Here is a 26,295-nt window from a genome sequence, read left to right as displayed (position 1 = left end):
ATAGATAAGTGTTTACTAATGGATGATGATAAAACGCAGCGGTGTGATTGCGCTGTTTTTAACGAACAGACTCTCTGTCTTATCGAAATAAAAACTACGTCGTCCATGACGCAGCGTAAGAAGCTACGACGAGAAGCAAAAGACCAGCTTAAGGCCACTATAGTTTACTTGAGGCAAGTACTCAACCTTACTAGCGTAATTGAGGCTTATGTCTGTTTACTGGCCGAGTCAGGTACCCGTCCAATAAATAGAGCCAGTTTATTAGAGGAAGAGGAAGAATTCGACGCTATGGGCGTTTCGCTTTTTCATCTCAATCATAAGCATTTCCAATAAAAAAAGCCGCCCGGTTTCCCAGACGGCTTGCTCTATTCTTAAATCAATATCTATTCGACAACAACGCCCATCGAGCAGAACTTGTCGATGCGCTGATTGATTCGTTCGTCGGGCGACAGGGCATTCAACTCCGTTAGCGCGTCGAGGATGACGGTTTTCAAGTGCTGCGCCATAGCCTGATGATCGTTGTGCGCGCCACCCAGCGGTTCGTCGACGATACCATCGACCAGTTTGAACGAGGTCATGTCTTTGGCGGTCACCTTCATAGCTTCGGCCGCCTGCTCTTTAAAGTTCCAGCTACGCCAGAGAATGGTCGAGCAGTTTTCGGGTGAAATAACCGAGTACCAGGTGTTCTCCAGCATCAGTACGCGGTCGCCGATCGCGATGCCGAGTGCACCGCCTGATGCACCTTCACCAATGACGATGCAGATTACCGGCACCGTCAGCATAAACATCTCTTTCAGGTTACGGGCAATGGCTTCACCCTGCCCGCGCTCTTCGGCTTCCAGTCCGGGAAAAGCACCCGGCGTGTCGATCAGCGTGATGATGGGCTTACCAAACTTCTCGGCCATCTTCATCAGACGCAGGGCCTTGCGGTACCCTTCCGGGTTAGGCATGCCAAAGTTCCGGTGCTGCCGCTGTTTGGTATTCCGTCCTTTCTGCTGCCCAATAATCATGACGGTTTGATCCCCGATTTTACCGAAGCCACCAACCATCGCCGGGTCATCGCGGACAGTACGATCGCCGTGCAGTTCGATAAATTCATCACACATCAGCGAGATGTAGTCGAGTGTGTAGGGGCGGTCCGGGTGCCGCGACAGCTGTACGCGCTGCCAGCGGGTCAGGTTTTGAAAAATCTCCTGCCGCAGCCGGTTGATGCTTTGCTCGAGTACCTCAACAGCCTCACTTACGTTGATGTTGCTGGTTTTGGCTAGTTGCCGGGTTTCTTCGAGCCGGGCTTCAAGGTCGGCAATCGGTTTTTCGAAATCAAGATAGGTTCTCATAGCTCAAATCGTTCGCCTTTTTTAGGAATCACCACCTGCGGATAACCCGCTTCGGCCAGTGTATCCCGGAAGGCTTCCATGCTTTCGTATTCGCCGTGGACCAGAAATATGCGTTTTAACGTTTCGGGCGATTGCACCGTTACAAACTCCATCAGATCGTCGCGGTCGCCATGTCCGCTGAACACGTCGATCTTCTCAATATTGGCCAATACCTGATGCTCTTTGCCTTTGATCGTCAGCGTCGATTGCCCGTTGAGCAGTCGCCAGCCGAGCGTACCTTCCGCGCAGTAGCCGATAATCAGGATCGTTGAGTACGGATTGCTGATGTTTTCCGCTACGTGGTATTCAACCCGTCCGCCCTGCACCATCCCCGACGAGGAAATGATAATACAAGGTTCACCGTAGTTCGACACCGCCTTACTGGCCTTCGACGACTCCAGAAACTCGAAATTTTCGAAGTCGAACAGGGTTTCGTTCTCCTTATAGAACTCCTTGGCTTCGCCGTTCAGCATTTTCACGTGCTGCAGGTAAATCTTGGTACTTTCAAAGCCCATCGGACTGTCGGAGAATACCTTGATCGGCGGAAAATCACGCTCGGTATACAGCTTATTCAACGTGTAAAGCAGGGCTTGCGTCCGGCCCACACTGAACGACGGAATAATCAGCCGACCCGGTATGTCAATGCAGGTCCGCTGAATAACATCGGCAAGGGCATCTTCGGGCGAGATGTTGTCTTCGTGCAGTCGGTTCCCGTAGGTGCTTTCGCAAATCAGGTAATCGACAGGCGGTACCGGTGCCGGGTCAACCAGCAGCGGGTAGTTTTTACGGCCGATGTCGCCGGAGAAGCAGATACTTTTCTTCTCCCCGTTCTCGACTACGCTGACAACAATGTGAGCCGCTCCCAGCAGGTGTCCCGCCGGAATGAACGTTACATCAACGTTATCGGCCACACGAAACCGGCGGTTAAACGCGATGGGTACCACGTTTTCCATCGTTTCGCGCACTTGCCGATCCAGATACAAATCTTTCTGTAACTGCGCCTGCCGATCTTTTACCCGTTGTTTTTTACTGGCGTTGAGTTCGTTGATCCGCTTCTGATTGATCGAAGCTGCATCTTTCAGTAGTACATTAGCCAGCGCGAACGTCGGTTCGGTGCAAAGAATCTGTCCTTCGTACCCTTCGCGGTAGAGGTTGGGCAAATTGCCGGAATGGTCAACGTGCGCGTGGGTGAGCAGTACCAGATTAATACTCGAAGCCTCAAACGGAAAGAAACTCGATTGAGGACTTGTTGGAACATCCTGACCGTTCTGGCGGGATCTCTCCAGGTCCGACCCGCAGTCGACCAGGATACGGTAATCATCCTCCAGTTCCAGCAGGTACATGCTGCCTGTTACCTGACGGGCAGCCCCCAGAAACGATAATTTCATGCGTACAGCTTACTATTCAATGTCATTTATTCGTGATCCTGTCAGGTTCTGAAGCTACTTCGGTGGGGCACTCAGATAAGTGTAAGGGTGCAAAACTACAACATTACCGGTTAATAACGTTGTACCGGCCGTCTTTGTCACCGCCCCTGTCAACGGGTTTTGCCCGGATTTGAGCTGAACAGGCTGTCAACAAACTGACAACCTGCCTGCTACTCCCTTAGTTCGCAAACAAACTGACCGGTAGCGCTGTCATTGTCTTAGCGGTAAGCCTAATTTTTGCTATTCTTCGTCCGGGTCGCTCAATCACTACAGCCTATGCCTGTCTTTTCCATTCGCCTGTTCTTCTTTCTACTGCAAGCACTACTACAGCCTGTTGAGCCAGTCGTACCGGAGCCGTCTCAGCCCGTCAGGGTCACGCGCCCGTCGGTTGATTCGCTGGCCGTTCAGCAGTTAGTGTCGCTCGTCGATTCATTCCAGGCAGGCCCGGCCGTGCGTTACGGAACTGTGGCGTTATCTGTCCGGCGGGTGAGTGATGGGCAGGAACTGGTCAATTACAACGCCCGGCAAAGTTTACCGTCGGCATCCACCCTGAAGTTAATTACGACTGCCACTGCCCTGTCGGTGCTTGGTCCCAACTACAGCTACAAAACGACGCTGGAATACGACGGTACGATTCAGGACAGTGTGCTCACCGGTAACGTATACATCCGGGGGTCAGGCGATCCGTCGCTGGGAAGCTGGCGCTTTCCGGGCTATTACGACCTACCGGGTTTGCTGACGTACTGGTCAGCCCAGATTAAGGGGGCCGGTATTCGGGAAATACGGGGCCGTATCGTGGGTGATGCCTCGTTATACACCGACCTGACCACGCCCGATACTTGGCCTTATGGCGATCTGGGTAATTATTACGGCGCGAGTCTGAGCGCGCTGAACATCAACGAAAACCGGTATCGCGTTTTTTTCAGGCCGGGTAAGTCGGTGGGAGCTTCCGCGACGTACTTGCGCACCGATCCAATGCTTCCTTTCCTGAGCCTGCGCAACAGTGTAACAACCGATGAGGCCGGTACAGGCGATCAGGTAACGATTCTTGGCGCGCCATTCCAGACGCAGCAGTGGCTGACGGGCAAAGTCCCGCTGGGCCATGAGTTTTCCGTGAAGGGTGCCCTCCCCGACCCCGCTTATTTTGCCGCCTACGCGCTACAGCAGCAGTTACTCAACGATCACATGACGGTATCCGATGAGCCACTATCGGCAGGCGGTGGACTACCGGTAGCATTGCCATCGACGGGCAAGCGAACGCTGATTTATGAGCATAAGTCGCCCCCACTAACTGATCTGATTACGCAAACCAACTTTCAAAGCATCAACCTGTACGCCGAAGCCTTACTGCGTACGACTGCCCTGACGCTGAATAAATCGACCAGAACGACCGATGCCAGCATCAGTCAGTTAGTCGAGTACTGGCGCAATAAAGGAGTTGATTTACAGGGCTTTCGAATAAAAGACGGGAGTGGTTTATCCACAGTTGGGGCGCTGACGGCCAGCAACATGACCGGCATTCTGAGCAGTGTAGGGCGGGAGCCGTTGTTTCCGGCTTTTCTGGAGACGATACCCGTTGTCGGACAAGCGGGTACGGTTCGTAATCTGGCTAAGGGAACGATAGCTGCCGGAAAAATTCGGGCGAAAAGCGGTTCGATCGAAGGGGTTCGCGCTTATGCTGGCTACTTTATCACCACCCGTGGGGAACGGATGAGCTTTTGTATCCAGGTCAACCGATTCACCCCCGGTCAGAATCGGCGCGTCACGGCGGGTATCGAAAAAGTGTTTGTCGGGCTAATCAAGCTTTCCTGACCAGCCATTATAATTCCTGTCCGCAAACAGTGGCCACGTTAAACCAGTACTGACCGATTGTCTTGGTTACTTCGCTCAGGCGTTGAAAGGTTGGTGGTTTCGTAATAAAACTGTTGGCCCCGTTGTAATACGACGTTTCTACGTCGGCCCGGGCATCAGACGTCGTCAACACGACAATCGGAATATGACGGAGTTGCTCGCTGGCTTTGATTTCGCGCAGCGCTTCCCGCCCATCCTTGCGGGGCATGTTCAGGTCGAGCAGAATCAGATCCGGCAGCGGGTGCATGTCGTTGGCATGACTCCCCCGCCGTTGCAGAAAATCGAGCATGTCTTCGCCGTCCTCCGCAAACGATATCTGGCTACCTGGGTAATGCATCTGAAAGGCTTCCCGCGTCAGAAAACGGTCGTCTTCATCATCGTCAACCAGCAGAATATGAATGGGTCTTGATGGGATTTGTTCGGTCATAATCCTGGCGCGACTGCCGTTCGGGAAGAATAAGTATGAATGTCGTTCCGACTCCGGGCTGACTCCGGGCTGTGATATGCCCCTCGTGCGACATCACAATCCGTTTGCAAATGGCCAGTCCTATTCCGGTTCCGTCAAACGCACTTTTGCCGTGCAGTCGCTGAAAAACCTTGAAAATATGGTCTAAATATTTTTCGTCAAAACCGATGCCGTTATCCGTCACGCAGATTTCGTAGTACGTTCGATTGTCGGCCAGTTTTGGATACTGGGTCAAGTCGGCTATCCGGGCACTGATTTGCAGGCTGGGCGTGACACCGGGACGGGTAAATTTGAGCGCATTCGAGATAAGGTTAGCAAACAGATGATCCATCTGACCGGCTACTGCCTGTACGGTTGGCAGTTTATCTATCACTACGTTGGCAGCCAGTCCTTTAATGTGTAGCTCCTGATCGTCAAGTACATAGCGAACAACGTCGTCCAACGATACCAGCTCTGGTTCTTCACGATGATTGGAAATCCGCGAGAAATCCAGCAAATCCTTGATCAGCTTCGACATGCGGTCGGCCGACGACGCGATTTTGTGCACGTAGGTATTTCCTTCCTGTTCCAGCGCGTTGCCATGCCGGGCTACGATCAGGGTAGCAAACGACCGAATCTTACGCAGTGGTTCCTGTAAATCATGACTGGCCACGTACGCAAACCGCTCAAGCTCTTCGTTCGACGTTTCCAGTTGCCGGATCTGTTCGCGCAGCCGCACCTCATACTCCCGCAGTTGATCTTCGTTCTGTTGCCGCCGGTGAAGCTCATCCTTAAGCATACGATAGAGCGCGATCAACGCGAAGAACGTCAGGGACGAGAGCGCAAAGATCAGCAGCTGCGTTTTGCGGTACGAGCGTTCAGCCTGATTGGTTTGTTGGGCCAGTCGCTCGGCTTCGGCACGCTGTATCACCGCTACCGTCCGCCGAACTGCCTTCATCCGTTCACGACCGGTAGCCAGATAGAGCCGCACCGTATCCCGGTTGTCCATCAGTCCGGCATTGGTTAGCTGAAGTTGTTTGCTAGCCATCATCAACTTGGCCCGAACCTGTAGCATGAGCGTATCAACCTGCCGACGGATAAACGCGCCATGGCCGGCCGTCATCATACGAATGCTATCGAGGTGGCCGGAAATCTGCGGCAGTGCCGTTTCGCGCGGATTCAGGTAACGCAGTTCGTGCGTCAGCATGTACCCCCGCGTCCCGGTTTCCACCTCCTGGACCAGCAGTTGAAGCGTGTTGGTTTCATTGATGACCGCCTGTGCCTGTTCAGCTCCGACGTTGTCGTCGTTATGGCGACGGTAACTTACCAACGACAACGCAAAGCCAATGGCCAACAGCACCAAAGCCGCAACGAACCCCAGCGAAATCCGCCGGCGCATCAGCTTGGACGACTGTGGTAAGCCTTCTTTCATGCGTTTGTCAGGGTCACGGAGCAAAGACTCAAATATAGGCAATATACCGGGGTCGCCAGACTACCACTTCCGTCAGTTATCTTGACTATAGCGATTCAACCACCAGGTTGTGGTTGGTGTAAATACAAACGTCGGCTGCGATGTGTAGACTTTCGCGCACCATTTCTTCCGCCGTCATGCTGGTTGCGTGCTTTTTCAGTGCAACAGCGGCCGATTGCGCGTACATGCCTCCCGAACCGATAGCGGCTACATCATAGTCGGGCTCAATGACATCGCCCGTACCCGACACGATCAGCAAATCATCTTTCGACGCGACGATCAGCATGGCTTCGAGCTTGCGCAGATACCGATCGGTGCGCCAGTCTTTGGCCAGTTCGATGGCGGCCCGTTTCAGATTACCACCGTAGGCATTCAGTTTGTCTTCAAAGCGCTCGATCAGCGTGAACGCGTCGGCGGTTGATCCGGCGAAACCGGCCAGTATTTTTCCGCCCATAAGCACGCGAATTTTACGAACATTGCTTTTGGCGACGGTATTACCCATTGTGGCCTGCCCATCGGCGCCCAGAGCAACGTGCCCGTTGTGCCGGATGCCTACGACGGTCGTTGCGTGAATTTTAGGTTGCATGCGTGCGTATTGGTTGTCGGCTATAACACGGACACAGCCGGTAACGGTTCACTGCCGCTACAGAGCTTCACCAAATGGTATGGGGCGGTTGACACTCTCTTCCAGCGAAATAAACGTCTCCGTACGCTGGATGCCGCTTACCTTCTGGATTTTGTCGTGCAATACCTCGCGCAGATGCTGGGTGTCTCGACAAACGATCTTGGCGAAGATGCTGTAGATGCCAGTCGTATAATGTATGTTGACGACCTCAGGAATTGCTTCCAACTGCTTGGACACTTCGGCATACAGCGAACTTTTGTCGAGATAAATGCCCAGGAAGGCACTGATATCCCAGCCCAGCTTGGTGCTGTCGATCACGAGCTGCGATCCTTTCACGACCCCCATCTGCTCTAGTTTCTTCATCCGAACATGAACGGTCCCCCCCGACACAAAGATTCGTTTGCCGATTTCCGTGTACGGCATATTCGCGTCCTGCATCAGCAAACCAAGGATTTTCAGATCAGTATTGTCAATTTCTAAATTTTTATCGGCCATTTGCCCGTTCGTTTTCCCTTTTCATAACAAATATAGACGCAATTTTAACGTATCATAAATTTTACGGTTTTTTGCTATAAAATTTGCAACGAATCAGTTCGATTAGCTACCTTTGTATTGTTGAAGCGGTTGGCCAGGGTCAACGGGCTGACTGCCTCAACATCTTTCCATACACTGTAGGATGTCGAAATTGGCAGACGTGCCCTCCTGTCTCGGGGGTGGTGATAAGGGATAAACGCAGTATAATGCCGCCTTCGGGCGACTGGGGTTGACCACCAGAGTTGTATTGTGGCTAACTGCACCGTGGGTGGTTCGAGTCCCCCTCCTACAGCACTATACTGGTTCGCCAGTTAGATTTTAGTTTGTTGATGAAGTGTAATTCAGACACGCCGGCTTCTTTTGAAACCGGCGTTTGTTTTTTCACCCCTCCCCACCCACCCAATTCGCGGACTTTTTTGCCTATTTTTGCTGTTTATTCAGCAGACACTTCCGTTTTCCAGCGTGAAACATATCCGTAATTTTTGCATCATTGCCCACATCGATCACGGCAAAAGTACCCTTGCCGACCGATTGCTGGAATTTACTCAAACCGTCGGTGCCCGCGACATGCAGGCACAGTTGCTGGACGACATGGACCTGGAGCGCGAACGTGGCATCACGATCAAGAGCCACGCCATCCAGATGAATTATCAGTACAAAGGCGAAACGTACACGCTCAACCTGATCGATACCCCTGGCCACGTTGACTTTAGTTACGAGGTATCCCGGTCTATTGCGGCCTGCGAAGGCGCGCTACTGCTGGTCGATGCCGCGCAGGGTACCGAAGCGCAGACAATCTCGAATCTGTACCTGGCGCTGAATAACGACCTGGTTATCATTCCGGTACTAAATAAAATCGACCTGCCGGGTGCCATGCCCGAAGAGGTGAAAGACGAGATGGTGGACCTGCTCGGCTGCGAGCGTGACGACATCATTCCGGCCAGTGGTAAAGAAGGTATCGGTGTACCCGAAATTCTGGCTGCCATTGTCGAACGGATTCCGGCTCCCAAAGGCGATCCGGACGGCGACCTACAGGCGCTTATTTTCGACTCCCATTTCAATTCGTACCGGGGTATCGAAGTTATTTTCCGGGTGAAGAACGGCCGTATTCGCAAAGGCGACCGCGTGAAGTTCATGAACACGGGGAAAGAATACATCGCCGATGAGGTTGGTACGCTCGGGCTGGAGCAGGTACCCAAGCCGGTCATCGAGTGTGGCGACGTGGGTTACCTGATTTCGGGTATTAAAGTCGCTAAAGAAGTAAAGGTCGGTGATACGATTACCGCACTCGACCGCCCGGCAAAGCAAGCTATCCAGGGTTTTTCGGAGGTTAAGCCGATGGTATTTGCCGGTATTTACCCCGTCGAGACCAGCGAGTTCGAAGACCTGCGCGACGCCATGGAGAAGCTACAGCTAAACGATGCGGCTCTGGTCTGGGAACCTGAAACGTCGGCGGCTCTTGGTTTTGGATTCCGCTGCGGCTTCCTTGGTATGCTGCACATGGAAATTGTGCAGGAGCGGCTTGAGCGCGAGTTCAACATGACGGTTATCACGACGGTACCATCGGTGCGGTTCGAGGTTGTAACGACCAAAGGCGAGGAAATGCAGGTATCGGCCCCCGCTGAGATGCCCGAGCCGAACCTGATCGACTATATTGAAGAACCGTTTATTCGGGCGCAGATCATTACGAAGGCCGAGTACGTTGGCGGCATCATGGGCCTATGCATGGACAAACGCTCGAATCTTAAGAATCAGGTCTACCTCACCGCCGACCGGGTCGAGCTACAGTTCGAGATGCCCCTGGCTGAGGTTGTGTTCGACTTCTTCGACAAGCTCAAAACCATTTCGCGCGGGTATGCCTCGCTCGATTACGAGTTCATGGACAACCGCGAGTCCGACATGGTAAAACTGGACGTGATGCTCAACGGGGATAAGGTCGATGCCCTGTCGGCCATTGTTCACCGGTCGAAGTCATACGAATGGGGTAAAAAGCTGTGCGAGAAACTTCGGGAGTTGATTCCCCGGCAGCAGTTCGAGATCGCTATTCAGGCTGCCATCGGTCAGAAAATTATTGCCCGCGAAACGCTGAGTGCCCTGCGCAAAGACGTACTGGCCAAGTGTTACGGCGGTGATATTTCGCGGAAGCGTAAACTGCTCGACAAGCAGAAGAAAGGAAAGAAACGGATGCGCCAGGTTGGTAACGTCGAGATTCCACAGGAAGCCTTCATGGCCGTGTTGAAAATCAACTAGCATCGTTGTGCCATAAACAGAAGCGGGTCGGCAAATTGCCGACCCGCTTCTGTTTAATCAGGGTTGAAACTTCTTGATACTGTACGCACTAGCCGTCAGCGACGACGGATTCTTCGCCGTTGCGGCCGCACTTACTTCGCTAATCCGGGCGTTCAAGGCGTAGATTGATCCGTTGACTTCCGTATTGGTCGTTGCATCCTCGTAACCGCTGGCATCGATCCGGACAACAGTGGCCGTTTTCCAGCCATCCGAACTGGTTACACGCGCCATTTTCGTCCGCTCATGCACCACATACAATTCGTTGTTATACAACAACATACCGTCGCAGCCTGCTAGTGGGGCACTTAGCGTAATCGGTACTACAGCGGTATTACTGCTGGGGTTCGTTAAATCGACTTTGAATAATTTACCTTCATTCGCTTTCCCCACGATCAGGAAATTGCCGGGGTGGTAGACAATGCCATTCAGGTTGAAATTCTGCCCGGAAAAGAGTGAGTCCTTTCTCACCAAAATCGACGCTGATTGGTTCGCGTCAGCCGGAATGCGATAGATCACGGGCGCGAATGAATCGGTCACGTAGGCATTACCCTGACTATCGAACGCAATATCGTTGGCGTAGTGATTAGCCGTTGGCAACAGCGACGCCAGATTAACCCGGCGTACGTTCTGCCCCGTCGACAGATCGTACACAAATAGTCCGGCCGTTTTCATGGCTGATGTCGCTGTTGATTTGTCCGACACACCCAGATCGCCGTTGCAAACGTAAAGCAAGCCATTGCGCACTTTCATACCTACGGCGGCAATAAGCTGTGTATCTGTGTTGATCAGATCAGTATATACGCCATTTCGGTCGACGGTACCAATCTTGCCCTGCGTGAGTGAGCTGACCAGAAACTTATCCAGTGTGGGCGCGTAAGCAATGCCTTCCGGATATTGACGGTTGGCGGTAAACGCAATACGATCGGGGAAGGTCGTGTCTATCAATTCAGGATCTGGCGTGTTACAGGCTGCTAATCCAGCCACCAGAATTAAGGCCATCCAGCCCGGTTTGCGAACCAATTGCTTGTTCATGGGTAGTATGCTAACGTTAAGATTAATTCTTCATTAACGAGAGAAGTACCCGAGTCTGTTTGCTGCGAGCCTTATATTCCTACAGACCGGCACCTTATAGCCACAGGATTCGCACCGGACTAAAACTATCCAGCAGGTTGGGGGTTAATCAGACACAAACCCGGCAGATCAGGTTTCTGACGCCCATCTACCTATCAAACGACACGATCATGGCTAATTACGACACGGTGACGCAGGCAATGGAATCGCTTAGCGAACGCGGTTATACGCACCAGTTCGAAGCAAAAAAAGACCACCTGAAAGAGCAGAACAGCGATACGCAATTCAAAGGCGACGATTTCCTGGTCGACGAATTCCACCGGTTCGAGGGGACGTCCGACCCCGGCGACGAAATGACGGTCTACGCCATAACGACCAACAATGGCACGAAAGGCGTGTTCGTTATGGCCCAGGGTACCTATGCTGACGTATCGCCCGATCTGATGGCCAAATTCAACGTGGGCGAGCGCCCAACGGTCAACACAGACGGAGCTGTCCAGCCAATCGACCCGTCTGCGGCAAATTGATAAGCATTTTACGCATATATCCAAGAATTAAACCCGGGATCTGACGAAGGTTTCGGGTTTAATTTTTATCTTTGCGGCCTTTGAAAAAAAGTAAGCCGTTCTTTTTCAGTGCTGATCTGCTATGAAGTTATCCGAATTTAAATTCGATCTGCCCGACAGTCTCATCGCCAAATACCCGGTTGAGCGGGGCGAATCGCGCCTGATGGTCGTTGACCGTAAGGCCAAAACCATTGAGCATAAGCAGTTTTCAGACATACTGAGCTATTTCGACGATGGTGACGTCATGGTCATCAACGATACGAAAGTGTTCCCCGCCCGCCTGTACGGCAACAAAGAAAAAACCGGTGCCAAAATCGAGGTCTTCCTGCTCCGTGAGCTGAACCGCGAAATGAAGCTGTGGGACGTGCTCGTTGACCCCGCCCGCAAAATCCGCGTCGGGAATAAACTCTATTTCGGCGACAGCGATCTGGTAGCCGAAGTTATCGACAATACAACGTCGCGCGGCCGTACGATCCGGTTTCTGTTCGACGGCAATCATGACGAGTTCATGAAAGCAGTCGATGAACTGGGTGAAATGCCGATTCCGCGCGAAATCAACCGCGACGTGGAAGAAGCCGACCGCGACTATTACCAAACCGTTTTTGCCAAGCACGTCGGTGCGGTAGCAGCACCCACTGCGGGCCTGCACTTCACCCGCGCGATGATGAAGCGGATGGAGATTAAAGGCATCCACTTTGCTCCCGTCACGCTGCATGTCGGACTGGGTACGTTCCGGCAGGTCGACGTGGAAGATCTGACCAAGCACAAGACCGATTCGGAGAATTACCGCATTGGCGACGAGGCTGCCCAGATCGTCAACACGGGACTGGATGCGGGCAAGCGGGTTTGCGCCATCGGCACAACAGCCCTGAAAGCGATCGAATCGTCGGTATCGGCAAACAGCCGGCTCAAGCCGGTCGAGGGCTGGACAGATCGGTTTATCTTCCCCCCGTACGATTTCAAAATCGCCAACTCCCTGTTGACTAACCTGCACTTGCCGGAGTCGATTCTGGTAATGATGACGAGTGCTTTCGGTGGTCACGAGTTGATCAAGGAAGCGTATCAGCAGGCCATCAAAGAAAAATACCGGTTCTTCACCTACGGTGATGCAATGCTGATTTTATAATTTTCGTTGACAGGATTACAGGATGGACAGGATTATCAACTTTTTAAACATCCTGTCCATCCTGTAATCCTGTCAAACTATAAAGTCGTCGGGTACGAATCAGTCTGGGTTGTAGTTTTGTGCTATCAACCACTGATTCGTACCCGACGACTTTTGAGTAACTACGCCATCATTGTAGCCGGCGGCAGCGGCAGTCGCATGAAAGCCGATGTGCCCAAGCAGTTTTTACTGCTGCATGGTAAGCCGATTCTGCAACATACCCTCGAACGCTTTCTGGCGGTACTCCCCGCTGCGCAGATCATACTGGTACTCCCAGTCCGCGAACAGGCAAGCTGGCAAGCCCTGTGCGAGCAACATCAGTTTTTTCCCGGTATTCGAACCGTCGACGGTGGGGCTTCCCGATTTCAGTCAGTACGCTGTGGATTAGCCGCGATTCCGGCAGATGCTCGTTTGGTATCGGTACACGATGGCGTTCGTCCGTTCATTGCCCCCACTATCATTCAACATAGTTTCGAGACAGCGGAGCAGGCCGGTTCAGCCGTAACAGCCGTGCCGGTTAAGGATTCCGTGCGCGTAATCGATGCAGATGGTCGCAGTCGTGCCGTCGATCGGCGGCTGTATCATCTTGTTCAAACGCCCCAAACGTTCCGGCTCGACTGGTTCCGGCAGGCGTTTGCCGTCGACGAGCAGCCTTTTTTCACCGACTGCGCCAGTGTGCTGGAGTTCTCCGGTTTCCCGATCACGCTGATCGAAGGCGCATACGAAAATATCAAGATTACCACGCCCGACGACCTGCGTTAAGCTGCCTGCCTATGCGTCACCGCCTTGCTCCTCACCAGTATGCCGATGGTATTCTCCGGGGTGACCGTCTGTTGCTCAGCCGGGCAATTACGCTGGCAGAAAGCAGCCGCCCCGACGATCAGGCGCTGGCACAGGCGGTACTGACGCAGGTGCTACCCGCTACGGGTCGGTCGATTCGCGTTGGTATTACAGGCGTGCCGGGGGTCGGTAAGAGTACCTTTATCGAAGCGTTCGGCAGCTACCTGATTCAGCAAGGGTACCGACTGGCAGTGTTAGCGATCGACCCGACCAGTCAACGGTCAGGCGGGAGTTTGCTGGGCGACAAAACCCGGATGGAAACGCTGTCGATGAACCCGGCGGCTTACATACGCCCTTCCCCGGCGGGCGATTCGCTGGGTGGCGTTGCCCAGCACACGCGCGAGACGATGCTGCTTTGCGAAGCGGCCGGGTTCGACGTAATCCTGATCGAGACAGTCGGTGTGGGACAGTCGGAAACAGTCGTGCATGGGCTGGTCGATTTTTTTCTGCTGCTGATGCTGGCGGGCGCGGGCGACGAGTTGCAGGGCATGAAACGGGGTATTATGGAACTGGCCGATGCGCTGGCCATCACCAAAGCGGACGGCGACACGACCGCTTCGGCCCGGCGGGCGCAACTCGACTATACCAATGCGCTCCACCTGTTCCCTCCCACGGGTACGGGCTGGCCTCCCCCGGTGCGGACCTGCTCTGCGCTTACCGGCGACGGTATTGCTGACCTCTGGACGATGATTCTGGCTCATCAGCAGCAAATGCATCAAAATGGCGAGTTTCAGCAACGGCGGCAGGCTCAGCAACTAACCTGGTTCAGGGCTCTACTTCGCCAGCGACTCGACGCCCGGTTTTATAGTCAGCCGGGTATGAGCGAACGCCTTGCCGCGCTGGAAGTGCAGATTCGCGCGGGAACGCTTCTTCCCGCTGCCGCCGTTCAGGTATTGTTGGATGAATAAGATGAGTATGTAGCTTGGACCTGGAGCCACGTTAAAATACCGGTTGATTTTGCTTTTGCCACTATGGGTAAATTACTGTTGTTGCTGAGTGCAGTCTTGCTTCACGTATCGGCGTGGGCACAGCGCGACACAACCATTACGATCACAACATCGGGCGGGTTACAGTTCGACCAGAAACGGCTGGTCGTTCGGCCTAACACGCGGCTTCACCTGATTTTTCAGAACAAAGACGACATGGCCCATAACCTCGTCGTGACGCGGCCGAATGCCCGGCTTCGCGTCGTTGAGTTTGCGCTGGCGCTGGGCGACAAAGGACCCGCGCTGCACCATGTACCCGTCATGAGTGATGTACTGGCACACACGGTCAGCGTCGAGCCCGGCAATACCGATTCGCTGACCGTCAAGGTGGCGGACGGCGCTTACCCCTTTGTCTGCACGTATCCGGGGCATGGGGCCGTCATGTACGGTGTCGTGTACGCTACCAACGAACCGGAGAAGCTTCCCCCACCCAGCGAAGACCGAAACCTACCGAATCCGGACCGGGTAGCCGAAGCGGGCATGCAACATCACCATGCCAACGCATCGGGCCACCCCTATCCGCTGACATTACCTGCCCTCTACCGCACCTTTATGCCCGACTGTGGCCCGGCAGCGATTGCCGTGGGCTTACCCGGCAGCGATGGTGGTCAGTCGTACGTGTTCGACGCTGGTTCGTGCCGGTTACGGTATGCCTGGTCAGGGGGCTTTGTCGATAACAGCGAACAGTGGGACGGTAAAGGGCAACGCTTCACCAAGGTAGTGGGCGACATCTACTACCGCGATACCGACGATTTTCCGTGGCGGGTAGGCAATCAGACGCCAGTTGTACAGTTTAAAGGTTACCGCTTGATCGACCGTTATCCGGAGTTTCGCTACCTGGTCAACGGGGTCGAAGTGCGTGAGTTGATCCGTCCGCGCGTGGGTGGTCGCGGGCTGGTACGCACCTTTACCATCGCCCCGACCAAACAACCGTTGACGTTCAGGGCAACAGCACAACCCGGCATTCAGTACAAGACCTCAGCCGGGCGGCTACAAAACAATCAGATTCGGCTACCGGCCGGTACGCGTCAGTTCTCCCTCACGCTCTCAACGCTATAACGCATGCTACTCTCACTGTTGACATCGCTGTGGTTGTGGGCCAGTCCCGCCCCTGCCGATACCATTTCCGATTATTACACCATCGAGACCATCCACACGCCCCCCGGTCTGACGGCGGAGACGGGGGCACTTACTTTCCTGCCGGATGGTCGATTGGCCGTTTGCTTCCACCGGGGGGAGGTTATGCTGTATAACCCGAAAACGAAGATCTGGAAACTCTTTGCCGAAGGGCTGCATGATCCGCTGGGCATCATGGCGATCAGCAACCGTGAGCTACTGGTCATGCAACGGCCCGAGCTAACCCGGCTGACTGATACCAACGGCGATGGTGTAGCCGATACGTATGAGACGGTCGCCGATCAGTTCGGTATGTCGGGCAACTACCATGAGTTTGCGTTTGGTCCCGTTCGGGATAGCAAGGGTAATCTGTACATCAGCCTGAACACGGCATCCAACGGCGCGGGTATTCGCGATGAATTACGCGGGCGATATGATTCGCTGGGGCGACCCGGCCGCATGTATGCCTGTGTGCCGTACCGGGGCTGGGTCATGCAGATTACACCCGATGGCAAGGTAAAGCCGTACGCCAGCGGTTTTCGCTCGCCCAATGGCCTTGGCTTCGACGCACAGGGGCGTTTGCTGGTCACCGATAATCAGGGCGACTGGCTGGGAACGAGCAAATTATACCAGGTAGAAGAAGGTAAGTTTTACGGGCATCCGACGAGTCTGGTCTGGCGACCCGGCTTTCCCGAGATCGATCCGCTGACGCTGTCCCCACAGACACTCGACAGCATGCGAACTATAGAGAGCATTGCGTTTCCGCACGAAGTTATGGCGCACTCGCCAACGCAGATGGTGGTCGATAACAGCAAGGGGAAATTTGGTCCGTTCGCGGGGCAAACGTTCGTTGGCGAAATGGACTTCCCGCATCTGCTACGGATTTTGCCAGACGTAGTCGACGGGCAGATGCAGGGTTCGTGCGTCCCGTTCTTCGCGAAAGGCGGCTCAAATGGCACGCCACTACGCATCGGTAACAACCGGCTGGCCTTTGCCCCCGACGGTAGCTTATGGCTGGGTCAAACCGATCACGGCTGGCTGGGCGACCGGGGTATTCAGCGGATTCGTTACACCGGCGGCACCCCACTCGACATTCTGGCCATGACCCTGACACCAACAGGCTTCGATCTGACCTTTACCCAACCCGTCGACGAATCGACCGCCCAGCAACTGGCCAATTACCAGGTTCGCTCGTATTATTACGAATACCACCGTGCTTATGGGTCGCCCCAGAAAGATGTACAGGTAGTACCTGTGTCGGCGGTTCAGCTGTCACCCGACCACCGTACTGTCTCCCTAACGTTGGCCCGGTTACAACCCAGGCGTATCTACGAACTGCATCTGGGTAAGCTGACGGGTAACAATGGACAGAAGAAGCTGATGAATCAGGTGATCTGTTACACGCTCAACCGGTTACGCACGCAGGCTGTAGGCCGGGCGACGAACTAAGTGCTGCCTCCGTTTGACTTGTCCAGACGATACGGCTTACGCAACTAAAGCGACTACCAACAGAAACGGCAAGCCGATGGCTTGCCGTTTCTGTTGGTATACTCGATACCTCTACGAATTACCAAGCGTCCGGTCGGGCTGGTCAGCCTGCTGCGCCGGGATAGCCCCTTTTTCCGTATCGACCTGGTTGATTTTATGCCCCATCGAATCGCTCGAATCAACTACGCTTACGTCTTCGCCATTCGCCTGTGCATCGTCGCCTTCAGCGGCCAACGCTACGGCCTGCTCGTAGTCGCCCGGTACGTCTACGTCGCGGCTGTCTGCCACACGTGATGGCAATTCGTTATCGAGATTCTTGTCGTTTAACTGGGCCAATTCTGGCGCGATGCCCATTGTGCTGTGCATCTGTTGAGCCGCATACGACTCAGTGCTTTCTTTCCGGCTGTTGCTGCTAACGCTCATGGTCTTGTTCGGTTTTGGCTATGTTGGTTACTGTATTGTCTTAGTACGTTGGCTGGTTACCGAGGTCGGTGCCGATTTGACTGATCTGCTCCTCGTCGGCTTCGTCGTTACCAGTTGGCTGCTTGTTATCTGAGTCGCCCTGTCCATCGGCGTCGGCACGCTCTTTCGCTTCCTTCTGGGCGTCTGGTGTACCCACTTCGTCAGCTGACGCATAGTCATCAGGACCGCTCGTTGTGACGTCAACCGTGCTTGTGTTGGTCCGACTGGCCCCACTCGTTGCGCTTTCTTCGCCAGCCTCCGTCACCTGCATTTTACTGTTATCCTGATCGTTGAAGCGAAGCAACCCGTTCTCGCTATCCATATCGGTGCTACCGATGCCGCGAACGTTACGTCCGTCCTGACCGCCCCGTACAGTTTCGCTGTCGAGTCCGTTCGCAGAGTTCTCTTCACTTGCGCGGTGCTTGTTATCAATGTTTGCCCGGTCCTGATCGCTACCATCAGTACCCAGTGGCTGTTCGTGCTTACCATCTATTTGAGCTCCGTGTTCGGAGAAGTCGTCCTGTTCGTTGTTCATCGTTCCGTTCGTTTGCTCTTACATTAACTACGCGTATTGTCAAAGGTTTGGTTGTATCTTTGAAAGCATTAGTATACCACAGGTTGCAGTGGCTGGTGACCTTCACATTATAAATAGATTAAAAACACATAGCTTTTTATGAATTATTTATCATATGTGATGGCTTACAATTAACTGACCGTGCATTTTCGGTATATATACTCATTACCTCTTTATCATATTTATATTTTTCAAGCTACCATTCGATAATTTTTGTTAATTTACCTTGATAATTTACCCATCTATTATTTATTAGACGGTATGTCGGATTCTGATTATGAACCAGTTATTTTGCAACATAGCATCTGGAACTCACCTGTAGAGTTCCCTCAGGTCATCGATAGTATCTGGCTGTCTATATACACGAGACAGCCTTTTATATAGCAGTTTTAATAGTTGGATAAAGCGTAATGTGAAAAGCGGGCTGACGTTGTCGGGCCGCTTTTTTGTTTTTAGTTATGTCCGCTTTTTCGCTCGCGTACGACCGAGTCGCGACTAGGCAAATCGTACACAAAACCGTAGAAATACGCCGTTCATATAATCACCGAATAGTGTTGTGAATACACTATTCGCAGACGTTTTATCGCGATACAACAGAATATTATTTATAGCAGCTGATAGCCGGCAGTTCATTACCGATACGTAATTCTATATTATGCGAATGTTATTTGCTTAATGTTTTTTTAATAATTTTACCCCTGCTAGTAGCTATAGGCTATAGGTCTTAACGTAAACTACGAACTATGCGTAAATTTCTACTCACACAGTTCTTACTGTGTTTATTCGCTATTCCGCTGCTGGCGCAGGAGCGGATTGTTAGCGGTAAAGTCACTTCATCAGAAGACGGATCAACTTTACCCGGTGTTAACATCACCGTAAAAGGCACGTCGCGCGGTGCGACGACCGATGCCAACGGTACGTATCGGCTCAACGCAGCCGCAGGCTCAACGCTTGTTTTCAGCTTTATCGGATTTGTTACCCAGGAAATCGCTATCGGTAACCGTACATCGCTCGACGTGCGTCTGGTAGCTGATGCGTCTCAGCTGAACGAAGTCGTCGTAACGGCACTTGGTATCGCTCGTGACAAAAAAGCACTGAACTACGCGGCCCAGGAAGTGAAAGCCGACAAACTGAACTTCGCCCGTGATCAGAACGTAGGTAACGCGCTGGCCGGTAAAGTGGCGGGTGTACAGGTACTGGGTCAGTCGGGTGCCAAGTTCGGTAACCCCAGCATTCGTATACGGGGTATCAACTCGCTGACAGGCAGTGATCCGCTGTACGTTGTCGATGGTACGCCGACCGACATCAGCCAGGTAAACATGGATGACGTTGACAACCTGACGGTACTGAAAGGACCATCGGCAACGGCGCTCTATGGTAACCGGGCTTCGGCCGGTGTTATCGTTATCACGACGAAACGCGCCAAAGCGGGCGAAACGCGCCTGGACATCAACCACAGCACCACGCTCGACATGGTCGCGTTGCTGCCGAAATACCAGAACGAATATGGTGGTGGTTATTCGCAGGACTGGGAGACTTTCCAGTACGACCCAAGCATTCACCCGGCTTCCTGGTCTTCGTTTAACGGTCAGAAGATTCTGGATTACTCGGCCGATGAAAGCTGGGGTCCCCGCATGGATGGTTCGTTGCACCGCTCGGCTTTCTCGTGGCAGCAGGGACCGGAATTTGGTCAGCTGACTCCCTTCTCGCCACAGCCAAACAACGTTCGTGATTTCTTTAATAAGCCGATTAGCAATAACACGAACATCGCTTTTGCCAAAGGGTCGGATAACTTCCAGAGCCGCATCTCGTACACGCACATCATCAACAACGGGATTATCCCAAATTCGTCGCAATCCCGCGACTATGTGAGTGCGAAAAACTCGATCACGTTTGCCAAGAACCTGACGGCAAACCTGAATTTCAACTACACGTCGACAAATACGAAAAACCAGCCTGCTGACCGGTACGGCTCGTCGGGGGGGACGTCTCCGTCGAACAGTGGTCTGACCGGTACGAACGCACCAGTAACGATCGGCAGTACGATTCTGAATGGTACCAACCAGACTATCGGTTCGTTCAACCAGTGGTTCCAGCGGCAGCTTCGCATCGAAGATCTGCGCAATTACAAAAACCCGGATGGTACGTTCCGGAGCTGGAATATCGGCGGGCCACTCGATCCATCACCGAAGTACTGGGACAGCCCGTTCACACAGGCGTACGAAAACACGAATACGAACCGGTCTGACAGGCTTTTCGGCGACATCGGCCTTACCTACCAGATCCTGCCAAGTCTGCGCGCAACCGCAACGGTTCGCCGGGATCAGAACGCGTTCTATCAGCAGGGTCGTATTGCAATCGGTACGCTGAACGAAGGTAAGCTGGGTGGTTTCTCGGCGCTGAATACCAACAGCCGCGAAAACAACTACGAATTACTGGTTAACTATAACCAGAATATCAAAGATCTGTCGATCGTTGCCAACGCCGGGGGGAACATCCGCTACAACCGTACAGACGTCTTGTTTCAATCGACGGTAGGTGGTCTGTCGGCTCCCAATTTCTATAACATTGCCGCGTCGATCAACCGGCCAACCGTTAATAACTTCCTGTTCGAGCGGCAGGTCAATAGCGTATTCGGTAACGTAAGCGTTGGCTACCGCGACTTCATCTTCGTTGAAGCGTCGATTCGTAACGACTGGTCGAGCACGCTGCCCAAGGGCAACAACTCGTACCTGTACCCATCTGTCTCGGCTGGCCTGGTCTTCACCGACCTGCTGCCCAAGAACAATATTCTTTCGTACGGTAAAGTTCGGGCGGGCTACGCGCAGGCTGGTACAGACGTAGGGCCGTATCAGACGGCACTGGCTTACACAGCCGGCACTCCATACGGCAACAGTGCAACGGCGTTTCTGCCGGGCACACTGCCTAACGCCAACCTGCTGCCGGGCCTGTCATCGTCGTACGAAGGTGGTATCGATCTGCGCTTCCTCCGCAACCGGATTGGTGTAGAATTTACGGCTTACCGCAACGACAACAAAAACCAGATTATCCCCCTGCCAGTAGCCTCGACAAGCGGTTATAGCAATGCCGTTGTCAACGCGGGTCTGATTCAGACGAGCGGTCTGGAACTGCACATCTACGCCAACCCGATCAAGAATCCGAACGGCTTCACCTGGGAATTCGACATCAACGCCGACCGGAACCAATCGAAGGTCGTAACGCTGGCTAACGGTCTAGACAATTACCAGATCGACGGACCACAGTGGCGTACACTGACGCTAAACGCGCGCGCCGGTCAGGACTGGGGTGCGCTCTACGGTCAGGGCATCATGAAAGATGCAAATGGTAACAACATGGTTTATGCGGCAACCGACGCTAATATAAAAGCAGGGACAGCCGGTCTGTACATTAAGCAGGACAACGTCTATCTGGGTTCAGTGCTGCCGAAATTTAAAGGTGGCTGGTTGAACACGTTTACGTACAAGAATCTGTCGCTGCGCGTCAACACAGACTTCGTCGTCGGTGGCAAGTTCTTCTCGACAACGAAGATGTTTAACGCCTACTCAGGTCTGGGTGCCGAAACCGCTGGTCTGAACGAACTGGGTAACCCATTGCGGAACGACCCGGCAACCGGTGGTGGTGTATTGCTGTCCGGCGTTACCGAAGATGGCCGTCCCAACACAACCCGAGTCGACGCGCAGAACCTGTACGAAAACTGGCTCTTCGCCTTGAACGAGCGCTGGATCTACGACAAAACATACATCAAACTGCGTGAGGTATCGTTTGGCTACAACATTCCAACCCGCCTGCTTGGCAATAAGGTGAAGTCGGCCAACGTTTCGCTGATCGCCCGTAACCCCCTGTTGATTTACAGTGCGATCGGTGGTGGTATCGATATTTCCGAGTCGGAAACGCTGTGGTATGAAGGTGGTCAGTTGCCGCCTGTACGCTCATTCGGTGTTAACGTACGCTTTGGATTCTAAGCCAACTGGTAAACACCTCAACACTAAACGATTCTAACGAATGAAAGGATATACAATCAGTCTGTTTGCAGGTCTGCTTCTTGGAACGGCAGCCTGTAACGACTTCGGGGACATGAACGTAAACCCCAACAGCGCGCTGAGCCCTAACACGGCCAGCTTGCTGACCGGTGCTGAACGCACCGTGGGAGCCATCAACTCACAGGTTGGCCCCAGTAGCTTCAACATGACACCGGCCCTTTACGTCCAGCAGTTTTCGGACGTAACGTACATCGAGGATTCGCGCTACAAGACCATCAATTTCAGCTACAATGGTTTGTATGCCGGTCCACTGGTAAACCTCCAGCAGATCATCGATCAGAATACCAACGAATCATCGCGGGGTCTGGCAGCAGCTTACGGCTCTAACGGCAATCAGGCTGCCATTGCCCGGATTCTGAAAGCATACATCTTCCAGTTCATTACCGACCGCTGGGGCGATGTGCCCTACAGTCAGGCACTGAAGGGAAGTGCCAACTTCTCACCCGCTTTCGACACGCAGCAGAGCATCTACACCGATCTGTTCAAAGAGTGGAAAGCCGCAGCCGCGCAGTTCGACGGTGGCAAGGCCGCATCGGGCGACATTATCCTGGGCAGCAACGCTACCCGCTGGAAGAAGTTTGCCGCTTCATTGCGTTTGCTGGCAGCCCTGCGCCTGTCGAAAGTTGATCCGACAACGGGTAAAACCGAGTTCAACGCAGCCCTGGCGGACGGTGTTCTGGCGTCGAACAGCGATAACGTTTCGTACACGTTCCTGGCTGATGCTAACAACGAGAACCCGCTGTATACGAACTATACCCGCTCGAACCGGAAAGACTTCGCGTTGAGCAATACGTTCGTCAACTACCTCAAAAAGGTCAGTGATCCCCGTCTGCCCGTATTCGCAGCTCCTAACCTGAAAGGCGAATATGTCGGTGCCCCTTACGCTGTGTTCCCGGCTCCGGGTAAAGCGCAGGATTGGTCACTGGCGGGTTCGGCAATCAGCTCACAAACATCTCCGGCCTACCTCATGACCTACGCGCAGGTGTTGTTTGCCCAGGCCGAAGCCGCTCAGCTTGGCTGGACGTCGGGTAACGCCAAGTCGTTGTACGAAGCCGCCATTAAGGCATCGATGCAGCAATGGCTGGGGTCAAACTATACCGACGCTGCCTACACGACATACATTGCTCAGTCGGATGTAGCGTTCACCTCGGCGAACGCGCTTGAGCGGATCGGCACGCAGCGCTGGATCGCGCAGTTCAACCAGGGTACCGAGTCGTGGAACTCCTGGCGCCGGACGGGCTATCCTACGCTAACTCCTGCCACGAATACATTGAACGGCGGTACGGGCATCCCCCGCCGGTTGGCGTACCCGGTTACGGAAACGACGCTGAACGCTACCAACTACGCGGCTGTCGTTGCCCGGCAAGGCAAAGACGATCAGTACACCCGCGTTTGGTGGGATAAGCAGTAGGCTTACCGATGAAGCACAAAAAAGGTCCTCCGCTCGGAGGACCTTTTTTGTTGGCACAGGCCGTATTACCGGTTTGTAATGACCTGGCGTTTCACGGGCATGATGTCTTCCCAGCGGTACAGGTGAAACGTCCGGTCATCGCTCATGGTAATGAACAGACCATGTTGAAACTGACGGTTTAGCGGCACTGAAATCGTTTCAGAACCATCGCTTTGTACCGCTTTGACCGTCACGACCTTCACCAGCCGGTGATCGAACGGGTTCTGCGCCGTTCCCTCCCGGGTGAAGATGTGAAACTTGTTGGCTCCCTGATCGGATACCAGAATGTAGCCGGTACTATCCGTCAGATTGTAGATCGAAATACCTTCGTGGTCCTCCGTAAATCCTTTTGTGGCAAACAACGCCAGTTCCTGGTTACCTTTCTCCGGGTCGGCGTAGTACTGGTGCACGCCCCTCCCCTCGTCGGAATAGTACACGTAGCCCAGTTGATCGTCGACAGCGATGGACTCGATCTCTTTCAGCCCACTGTACTGACCGAACTTCCGGACAAATGTCGCTTTCACGTTACCGGTTCCGTCGTCATCGAGCCGGTATTGCCATAGGTAACTCCCATCTGTCGGGCCGGTTTTCCGACCGACAATCGCGTAGATGACACCCGCCTTGTTTCGGTACAGCGAAATGCCCATCAGGTCGCGGTAGTCGGTACCGGTTTCTCCTACAAATACCTCGACCCCGCCCTTATCGACTGGTTTCATATCGGGCAGCGAGTAGATGCGTAGTTTGTGCGTCAGTCGCTCGGTAGCCACGGCGATATCGGTTGGTTTACCGTTCAGCAGCAGACCGTATTCGATGTCGACATTGTTAGGCCGTTGCAACCCACGAACGGTCTTGTCGGCCTGTAGTTTGCCATTGAGATCGAATACGTACAGGCCGCCGTCCTTGTCTTTGTCGGTCCCAACGATCAGGCTTTTGGCAGGGTCAGCCGGGTTGATCCAAACGGCCGGGTCGTCGGTATCGTGCAGCACCGAATCCGTAACGACAACCGGCTGAATAACGCCCGCGACTGTCGCGTTGGCCACCGTAGTATCGGCTGCCGGGGTTGTCCGCACCGTATTTTGCTGCGTATGGCAGGCAACAGCGCCCAGCCAAAGCAGACTCATGCATACTTTTCTCATAGCGATGGAAAGTTTTCGGTTCTGCCACTGTATCACTGCGTCGTAACCGCGCCTGAAAACTGTATCCCGAAAACTGAAAACCTTAATTCGTTCCGTAAGCGCCGATGGTTGTCGACGGAGCAGGCGATTTATACGTCGACCCGTTAGCGAAGGTCAGACCGGTCGTTGCGTACATCGGCGTGAAGCTCGTCGTGCCTTTACCAATCGCGGGCGATCCACTCTGTAGGCGGAAATCCCAGGCCGTATTGAAGGCCGCGTTTTTTGACTCCGTATTGAGCGGATAGTTCACGAATTTCGGGTCGTTATCGCCGACCGTTTTGCTCATCACATCGCTCGTACCGGCCAGAATTTCCGTGCTTGGCGTGAAGCCCGTAATGCCGTCCTGCGTATAGCCGTAGTACAGGTTGTTGCTCACTTTCGAGCGACTGTCTTCCGGATTTTTCGGATCGCGCTTGATACCGAAGCGATCATTGGCGAGCAGGTTGTTATAGAGTTCGGCCCGTACGGCCATCTCTACCCAGATCGACCCACCTTTAATCGTTGGCCGACGCCAGCCGGCATTCACGATCGTATTGTTGTACCCGATGACATACGCCTGTGGGGTACGATCGCCATTGTTCGACAGTTTCAGCGCGTTGGTATTCGGACTGTAAATAAGGTTATTGGCAACATCAGCCTGCACACCCGATTTGATATTGATCGCGTCGCCACCCGACACACCCGTGGTGTAAATTCTGTTATTGGCAATGATTACCTTACCGCCTTCGATGTAAAAACCGTCCTCATTCTGGTTGTTCAATCGGCTGTTGACGATAACCAGTTTACCGTTGATGTTCGCATAGTTGACCGCCGGAACGTGGTTACCAGCCATGGCTTTGTAAAGACCAGCTTTTACCGAGGGAGAATTTTCCGTCGTAACAGCACCACCGTATTCGAGGATCGCGTTATCGAGTAGCAATTCGGTACAGGTTTGTGCCGCAATGATACCGCCCCACAGGTTCCCAAACTGGTTAGTGCTTGTTTTCCAGGCATCAGGCACCGTAAACTTCACCGGATTCGCCGATGTGCCGACGACGTACAGATTGCCTCTGACGATGAACTCCGGCTTGACGGTTGAGTCGCTGAAGACGATGTTTACGCCCTCCTGAATGACCAGCGACTGGCTGGCCGGCACCTGGATGTGTCCCGTAATATTGTAGGTGTTGCCTTTCGTCCAGGTACCCGACACGTCGCCCGAGACAGCGTTGTTAACCGTTGGGACGGGTGATACATTAGTCGATTCGTCGCTGGACTTCGAACAGCTGGTGAGCAGCAGCGTCGAGCCAATAGCCAGCATAAGCAGTTGTTTCATGGTACTCAGTT

Annotated in this window: 21 protein-coding genes; 10 read left to right on the top strand and 11 right to left on the bottom strand. The window is 53.5% G+C overall.

Annotation, left to right across the window (positions count from 1 at the left end):
* Nucleotides 1-383: 383 nt before the first annotated feature.
* Both CLV58_RS14140 and CLV58_RS14135 read right to left on the bottom strand, forming a co-directional pair.
* Nucleotides 384-1,337 (bottom strand): acetyl-CoA carboxylase carboxyltransferase subunit alpha, encoded by a 954-nt coding sequence (locus CLV58_RS14140; protein WP_106138478.1) that lies wholly within the window; start codon nucleotides 1,335-1,337, stop codon nucleotides 384-386.
* The gene (locus CLV58_RS14135) at nucleotides 1,334-2,764 is read right to left on the bottom strand and encodes an MBL fold metallo-hydrolase RNA specificity domain-containing protein (RefSeq protein WP_106138477.1); all 1,431 of its coding nucleotides are present in this window, start codon (nucleotides 2,762-2,764) and stop codon (nucleotides 1,334-1,336) included. The genes CLV58_RS14140 and CLV58_RS14135 overlap by 4 nt, the downstream gene beginning before the upstream one ends.
* 315 nt (nucleotides 2,765-3,079) lie before the next feature.
* Here CLV58_RS14135 and dacB point away from each other — a divergent pair, with 315 nt between their 5' ends.
* A complete protein-coding gene (dacB, locus tag CLV58_RS14130; protein ID WP_106138476.1) occupies nucleotides 3,080-4,615 on the top strand; it encodes a D-alanyl-D-alanine carboxypeptidase/D-alanyl-D-alanine endopeptidase in 1,536 nt (511 codons plus the stop codon).
* Nucleotides 4,616-4,622: 7 nt separating this feature from the next.
* Here dacB and CLV58_RS14125 read toward each other — a convergent pair whose 3' ends face one another.
* The 4 genes from CLV58_RS14125 to CLV58_RS14110 form a co-directional block, all read right to left on the bottom strand.
* Entirely contained in the window at nucleotides 4,623-5,081 is a 459-nt protein-coding gene (locus CLV58_RS14125) for a response regulator (RefSeq protein ID WP_106138475.1), read from the bottom strand.
* Nucleotides 5,035-6,531 carry a sensor histidine kinase gene (locus CLV58_RS14120; protein WP_245882327.1) on the bottom strand — a complete coding sequence of 499 codons (1,497 nt, stop codon included), beginning with the start codon at nucleotides 6,529-6,531 and terminating at the stop codon, nucleotides 5,035-5,037. Before CLV58_RS14120 ends, CLV58_RS14125 begins: the two co-directional genes overlap by 47 nt.
* A gap of 85 nt (nucleotides 6,532-6,616) precedes the next feature.
* Complete coding sequence (gene hslV / locus CLV58_RS14115) at nucleotides 6,617-7,156, bottom strand: ATP-dependent protease subunit HslV (RefSeq protein ID WP_106138474.1); 540 nt, start codon at nucleotides 7,154-7,156, stop codon at nucleotides 6,617-6,619.
* Nucleotides 7,157-7,213: 57 nt separating this feature from the next.
* Complete coding sequence (locus CLV58_RS14110; RefSeq protein WP_106138473.1) at nucleotides 7,214-7,690, bottom strand: Lrp/AsnC ligand binding domain-containing protein; 477 nt, start codon at nucleotides 7,688-7,690, stop codon at nucleotides 7,214-7,216.
* A gap of 501 nt (nucleotides 7,691-8,191) precedes the next feature.
* Here CLV58_RS14110 and lepA point away from each other — a divergent pair.
* On the top strand, nucleotides 8,192-9,979 hold the full coding sequence (gene lepA, locus CLV58_RS14105) for a translation elongation factor 4 (RefSeq protein WP_106138613.1): 1,788 nt from the start codon (nucleotides 8,192-8,194) through the stop codon (nucleotides 9,977-9,979).
* Between the two features lie 57 nt (nucleotides 9,980-10,036).
* On the opposite strand, the gene CLV58_RS14100 is transcribed toward lepA, so the two are convergent.
* Nucleotides 10,037-11,050: a gluconolaconase gene (locus CLV58_RS14100; protein WP_245882326.1), complete on the bottom strand. Its 1,014-nt coding sequence runs from the start codon at nucleotides 11,048-11,050 to the stop codon at nucleotides 10,037-10,039.
* Nucleotides 11,051-11,259: 209 nt separating this feature from the next.
* On the opposite strand from CLV58_RS14100, the gene CLV58_RS14095 reads away from it, so the two are divergent.
* From CLV58_RS14095 to CLV58_RS14070, 6 genes are all read left to right on the top strand, one after another.
* Nucleotides 11,260-11,616 (top strand): hypothetical protein, encoded by a 357-nt coding sequence (locus tag CLV58_RS14095; RefSeq protein ID WP_106138611.1) that lies wholly within the window; start codon nucleotides 11,260-11,262, stop codon nucleotides 11,614-11,616.
* Nucleotides 11,617-11,737: 121 nt separating this feature from the next.
* The gene (gene queA, locus CLV58_RS14090) at nucleotides 11,738-12,781 is read left to right on the top strand and encodes a tRNA preQ1(34) S-adenosylmethionine ribosyltransferase-isomerase QueA (RefSeq protein WP_106138472.1); all 1,044 of its coding nucleotides are present in this window, start codon (nucleotides 11,738-11,740) and stop codon (nucleotides 12,779-12,781) included.
* A gap of 153 nt (nucleotides 12,782-12,934) precedes the next feature.
* Nucleotides 12,935-13,582, top strand: a complete 648-nt coding sequence (locus CLV58_RS14085) for a 2-C-methyl-D-erythritol 4-phosphate cytidylyltransferase (protein WP_106138471.1) — start codon at nucleotides 12,935-12,937, stop codon at nucleotides 13,580-13,582.
* Nucleotides 13,583-13,593: 11 nt separating this feature from the next.
* Entirely contained in the window at nucleotides 13,594-14,568 is a 975-nt protein-coding gene (gene meaB, locus CLV58_RS14080) for a methylmalonyl Co-A mutase-associated GTPase MeaB (protein WP_106138470.1), read from the top strand.
* A 63-nt stretch (nucleotides 14,569-14,631) separates the two neighbouring features.
* Nucleotides 14,632-15,705 carry a plastocyanin/azurin family copper-binding protein gene (locus CLV58_RS14075; protein WP_106138469.1) on the top strand — a complete coding sequence of 358 codons (1,074 nt, stop codon included), beginning with the start codon at nucleotides 14,632-14,634 and terminating at the stop codon, nucleotides 15,703-15,705.
* A gap of 3 nt (nucleotides 15,706-15,708) precedes the next feature.
* Nucleotides 15,709-17,211 carry a PQQ-dependent sugar dehydrogenase gene (locus tag CLV58_RS14070; protein ID WP_106138468.1) on the top strand — a complete coding sequence of 501 codons (1,503 nt, stop codon included), beginning with the start codon at nucleotides 15,709-15,711 and terminating at the stop codon, nucleotides 17,209-17,211.
* Between the two features lie 111 nt (nucleotides 17,212-17,322).
* Here CLV58_RS14070 and CLV58_RS14065 read toward each other — a convergent pair whose 3' ends face one another.
* Both CLV58_RS14065 and CLV58_RS14060 read right to left on the bottom strand, forming a co-directional pair.
* Nucleotides 17,323-17,673: a hypothetical protein gene (locus tag CLV58_RS14065; protein ID WP_106138467.1), complete on the bottom strand. Its 351-nt coding sequence runs from the start codon at nucleotides 17,671-17,673 to the stop codon at nucleotides 17,323-17,325.
* Between the two features lie 40 nt (nucleotides 17,674-17,713).
* Nucleotides 17,714-18,247: a hypothetical protein gene (locus CLV58_RS14060; protein ID WP_106138466.1), complete on the bottom strand. Its 534-nt coding sequence runs from the start codon at nucleotides 18,245-18,247 to the stop codon at nucleotides 17,714-17,716.
* 782 nt (nucleotides 18,248-19,029) lie between these two features.
* Here CLV58_RS14060 and CLV58_RS14055 point away from each other — a divergent pair.
* Both CLV58_RS14055 and CLV58_RS14050 read left to right on the top strand, forming a co-directional pair.
* Nucleotides 19,030-22,269: a SusC/RagA family TonB-linked outer membrane protein gene (locus CLV58_RS14055; protein ID WP_106138465.1), complete on the top strand. Its 3,240-nt coding sequence runs from the start codon at nucleotides 19,030-19,032 to the stop codon at nucleotides 22,267-22,269.
* 40 nt (nucleotides 22,270-22,309) lie between these two features.
* Entirely contained in the window at nucleotides 22,310-23,758 is a 1,449-nt protein-coding gene (locus tag CLV58_RS14050; protein WP_106138464.1) for a SusD/RagB family nutrient-binding outer membrane lipoprotein, read from the top strand.
* 65 nt (nucleotides 23,759-23,823) lie between these two features.
* Here CLV58_RS14050 and CLV58_RS14045 read toward each other — a convergent pair whose 3' ends face one another.
* Entirely contained in the window at nucleotides 23,824-24,933 is a 1,110-nt protein-coding gene (locus tag CLV58_RS14045) for a phytase (protein WP_245882325.1), read from the bottom strand.
* Nucleotides 24,934-25,015: 82 nt separating this feature from the next.
* Nucleotides 25,016-26,284 (bottom strand): glycoside hydrolase family protein, encoded by a 1,269-nt coding sequence (locus CLV58_RS14040; RefSeq protein WP_106138462.1) that lies wholly within the window; start codon nucleotides 26,282-26,284, stop codon nucleotides 25,016-25,018.
* Nucleotides 26,285-26,295: the final 11 nt, after the last annotated feature.

It is taken from the genome of Spirosoma oryzae, assembly GCF_003002825.1.
Taxonomy (GTDB): domain Bacteria; phylum Bacteroidota; class Bacteroidia; order Cytophagales; family Spirosomataceae; genus Spirosoma; species Spirosoma oryzae.
The sequence above is the reverse complement of the archived record's forward strand: the minus strand, read 5'-3'. Positions and strand labels throughout refer to the sequence as shown.